The 3,896-nt window shown below is 79.0% G+C and carries 3 protein-coding genes; all 3 read left to right on the forward strand.

Annotated features, from left to right (window positions below; all coding sequences use genetic code 11):
• The first annotated feature begins 93 nt into the window (after positions 1 to 93).
• On the forward strand, positions 94 to 837 hold the full coding sequence (locus EBN88_RS28980) for an iron-containing redox enzyme family protein (RefSeq protein ID WP_122399973.1): 744 nt from the start codon (positions 94 to 96) through the stop codon (positions 835 to 837).
• Positions 838 to 983: 146 nt separating this feature from the next.
• On the forward strand, positions 984 to 1,163 hold the full coding sequence (locus EBN88_RS28985) for an aroma-sacti cluster domain-containing protein (protein ID WP_122399975.1): 180 nt from the start codon (positions 984 to 986) through the stop codon (positions 1,161 to 1,163).
• 50 nt (positions 1,164 to 1,213) lie between these two features.
• Positions 1,214 to 3,896, forward strand: a 2,683-nt coding sequence (locus tag EBN88_RS28990) for an adenylate/guanylate cyclase domain-containing protein (protein ID WP_122399974.1), incomplete at its 3' end; no start/stop codon positions are given.

A 3,896-nucleotide genomic window follows, 5' to 3' on the forward strand; every position in this document is an offset into this window, starting at 1 on the left:
CCCGGTGGCGCTCGTCGCCCGGCACGGCAGCCCCCGGCACGCCCACCTCCTCGACGAGACGGCCGGCGGGCCGAGCCAGCCGGGAGGCACGCCGTGAGGGCCCCGGCCGGGCGCGAACTGCGCGCCCTCGTCGAGCCGTTGTCCCCGGCGCTGCGCCGCGCGTCCGCCGCGCTCTGGCGCCCCGAGGGGCTCACGGAGCGCTATGCGCGCTACCTCACCACCATGCACGCCGTCATCCGCGCCTCCGTGCCCCTGATGGAGCTGGCCGCGCGCCGCTGCCGTGCCCTTGCGGCCGGCGCCGGGGAGCCGGGCGCCGACGCCCTGGCCGGCTTCCTCGACGCGCACATCGCCCGCGAGCGCCACCACGACGACTGGCTGCTCGACGACCTGGCCGCCGCCGGCCTCGACCCCGACCGCGCCTTCGAACAGCCGCCCTCGGCCGCCGTGGCCCGCCTGGTCGGCGCCCCCTACTACTGGGTCGTCCACCACCACCCGGCCGCGCTCCTCGGCTATGTCCTGGTCCTCGAACTCCACGCCCCGCACGCCGCGTTGCCCGCGCTGCTCGCCGAGCGGACCGGGCTGCCGCCGGCCGCGTTCGACTCGGTGCGGCTGCACGCCGAGGCCGACCCCGGCCACAGCGCCGAGGTCGTCGCCGCGCTCGACGCCGGCGTCACCACCGAACGCGCCCGGCGCGCGGCCCGGTTGAGCGCCCTGCACACCGTCGCCGCGCTGCTGGCGGTGCTGGAGGAGCTGACCGCCGCGGCGCCCCCGTTGACCCCGTTCACCCCGACCGCCCCGAGCACCCCGACCGCCCCGGAGGAGGCCCGCACGCCATGACGACCACCACGCCCCACCCGCCCGAAGGCAACGCCGGCAGCCCGGCGGCCGCCGGCGACGCCGCCGCCCGCGACGAGCGCGACGCTCCCGGCGAGCCGAGCGCCAGCGGGACTGGCGGGGCCAGCGACGCCGACGCCGCGCGCACCCTGCGCGAACTCGCCGAAGCCGGCTTCCCCGTGCCCTCCCTCACCCCGGAGCAGCGCGCCGTCTTCGCCGCGCTCACCCCCGAGGAACTCGCCCTGGTGCTGGACATCAAGTCCCGCCTCGACGCGGTGGAGCCCGAGGTCAGGGCGCACGCCGCCGTGGCCGGCGCCGCCCTGTTCTGAGGCCCGGGTTCCGAACGGGCCCACCGGGCGCACACCGAGGGAGTCACACCGTGCCCGAGCAACGCAAGATGATCACCGCGCTCTTCTGCGACCTCGTCGGCTCCACCGAGCTGTCCGGGGTCCTCGAACCCGAGACGCTCCGCGCCGTGGTGCTGCGCTACTTCGAAGCGATGCGCGCCGGCGTCGAGGCGCGCGGCGGAACCGTGGAGAAGTTCATCGGCGACGCGGTGGTGGCCGTCTTCGGCGTCCCCCGCGTGCGGGAGGACGACGCGCGCCGCGCGGCGGCCGCCGCGCTCGACATGATCGCCGCGCTCAAGCCACTCAACGAGGAGCTGGCCGCCGAGGTCGGCAGCACCCTGGAGGTGCGGATCGGCGTCAACAGCGGGGAGGTCGTCACCTCGGGCGAGGCCACCGACGGCACCTTCGTCTCCGGCGAGGTCGTCAACGTCGCCGCCCGCCTCGAACAGGCCGCCCCGCCCGGGGAGATCCTCATCGGCCCCGCCACCCGCCTGCTGCTCGGCGCCGAAGCCGAGGTCGCCCCGCTCGGCCCGCTGCGTCTGAAGGGCAAGCGCGAGCCGGTCCGCGCGTTCCGGCTGCTGGGGCTCGCCCCGCGCGGCGCGGGCGCCGACACCCCGCCGGACGCCACGCCCCTGGTGGGCCGCGAGGCGGAACTCCGCCGGCTGACCGAGCACTGGAAGGACGTGACGACCGGACCCGCCGCCCGCCTGGTCACGGTGACCGGCGAGGCCGGCATCGGCAAGACCCGGCTGCTGCGCGCCTGGCTCGCCCAACTCGCCGCCGACGGCGTGCCGGTGGGCGCCGCCAGCTGCCGTGGCCACGGCGACGAGGCGAGCCTCGCCCCGCTCGCCGACGCCCTCACCTCCCTGCTGCGCCACACCGGCGTGCCATCGGGCGAGGGCGGCGCCGCCCACGAGGTGCTGCGCGGCGGCCTGTTGGTCGACGGCACGCCCAGCCCCTCCACCGCCGCGACCTGGGGCGCCGTCGGGACCCTGCTGGCCGAACTCTCCCGCCGCCGACCGCTGGCCCTCGTCCTCGACGACGCCCAGTGGGCCAGGCCGGCGCTGCTGCGCGGGCTGCGCGGCCTGCGGGAGACGCTGGCCGACCGGCCCGTGCTGCTGCTCCACGCCGGCCGCCCCACCCGTGAACGCCCGCCCCTGGCCGCCGACTTCGACGCGCCGGACGCCCCCGCCGACCCCGACGCCCCCGCCCACCACCTGCCGCTCGGCCCGCTCCCCGAGGACGCCGCCCGCCGCCTCGCCGCCTCCCAGCACCTCGTGGGCCGCGCCGGCCCGCTCTCCAGCGGGGTGCGCGAGGCGGCGATCCGCCGCGCCGAGGGCAACCCGCTCCACCTCGAACAGCTCCTCGCCTGGGCGGCCGACGGCGGCGACGCCACCGACCCCGGCCGCCTGCCCGTGACCGTCACCGCCGTCCTCGCCGCCCGCATCGACGGCCTCGACGGGCCGACGCGCGCCGCGCTGGAGGCCGGCGCGGTCGTCGGCCGCCGCTTCACCACCGCCGAGGTGGACCTCCTGCTCGCCGGCACCCCCGAGGACGGGGCCGCGCCCGAGGCCCTCGACGAGCTGGCCCGGCGCGGTCTGCTCGAACCCGCGCCCGGCGGCGCGCCCGGCAGCCACCAGTTCCGCTCCGGGCTGCTGCGCGACGTCGCCTACCGGGGCCTCAGCAAGCGGCGCCGCGCCACCTGGCACGAGCGGCTCGCCGCCCGCACCGGTATCGGCGCCGCGCTCACCGCCCACCACACCGAACAGGCGTATCTCCACCTGCGGGAGCTGGGCCAACTCGGGCCCCGCACCCGGGCCCTGCGGGCCCGCGCCGCCCGCGCGCTGGCCGAGGCCGGCCGCCACGCGCTCGCCCGCGCCGACCTCGGCTGGTCCGCCGAGCTGCACCAACGCGCCCTGCGCCACAGCGAGTCCGACGAGCCGAGCTGGACCACGGCCGCGCTCGGCCTCGGCGAGACCTGGCTGGCGCTGGGCCGCGCCGAGGAGGGCGGCGCGCTGCTGCGGAAGGTCCTCGCCGTCTCCGCCCGCGCCGGCGACCGGCTCGCCCACGCCCACGCCCGGCTCCAGCTGGCCTCCCTCGACCCCGAGGGCGACCAGGGCACCGCCGCCGACGCCGCGCACGCCGCGATGCCCGTCTTCCAGGCGGCCGGCGACCGGCTCGGCCTGGCCAGGGCCCAGATCCGCATCGCCCAGGACCGGCAGCTCGCCGGCCGCCACCGCTCCGCCGGCCGGCTGCTCGCCACCGCCCTCGACCACGCCGTCGCCGCCGACGTCGCCCCCGAACGCGCCATCGCGCTCGGCGCGTTGGGCGTCTCCCTCTGGCACGGGCCGACGCCGGCGCCCGAGGCCATCGCGCACTGCCGCGCGCTGCTCGCCGAACACGGCCCGGGCAACGCCACCGCCACCGTCACCCTCAGCTATCCGCTCGCCAACCTGCTGGCGCTTCACGGCCGCACCGGCGAGGCCCGCGCCTGCCTGGCCACCGCCGACCGGCTCGCCGCCGGCCTCGGCTACGCCGAAGTCGCCGGCTTCGCCCCGCTGTTCGCCGCCGGCGTCGAGGTGCTGGCCGGCCGGCCCGAAGCGGCCGAGCCCCTGCTGTGGGCGGCCGTCCAGCAGTGCCGCGCCGTCGGCGCGCCCGCCCTGCTGGCCACCGCCTCCCGCGAGCTGGCCCGCCTCCACCTCTCGCGTGGCGCCC

This window comes from Streptomyces triticirhizae (genome assembly GCF_003696235.1).
GTDB lineage: Bacteria > Actinomycetota > Actinomycetes > Streptomycetales > Streptomycetaceae > Streptomyces > Streptomyces triticirhizae.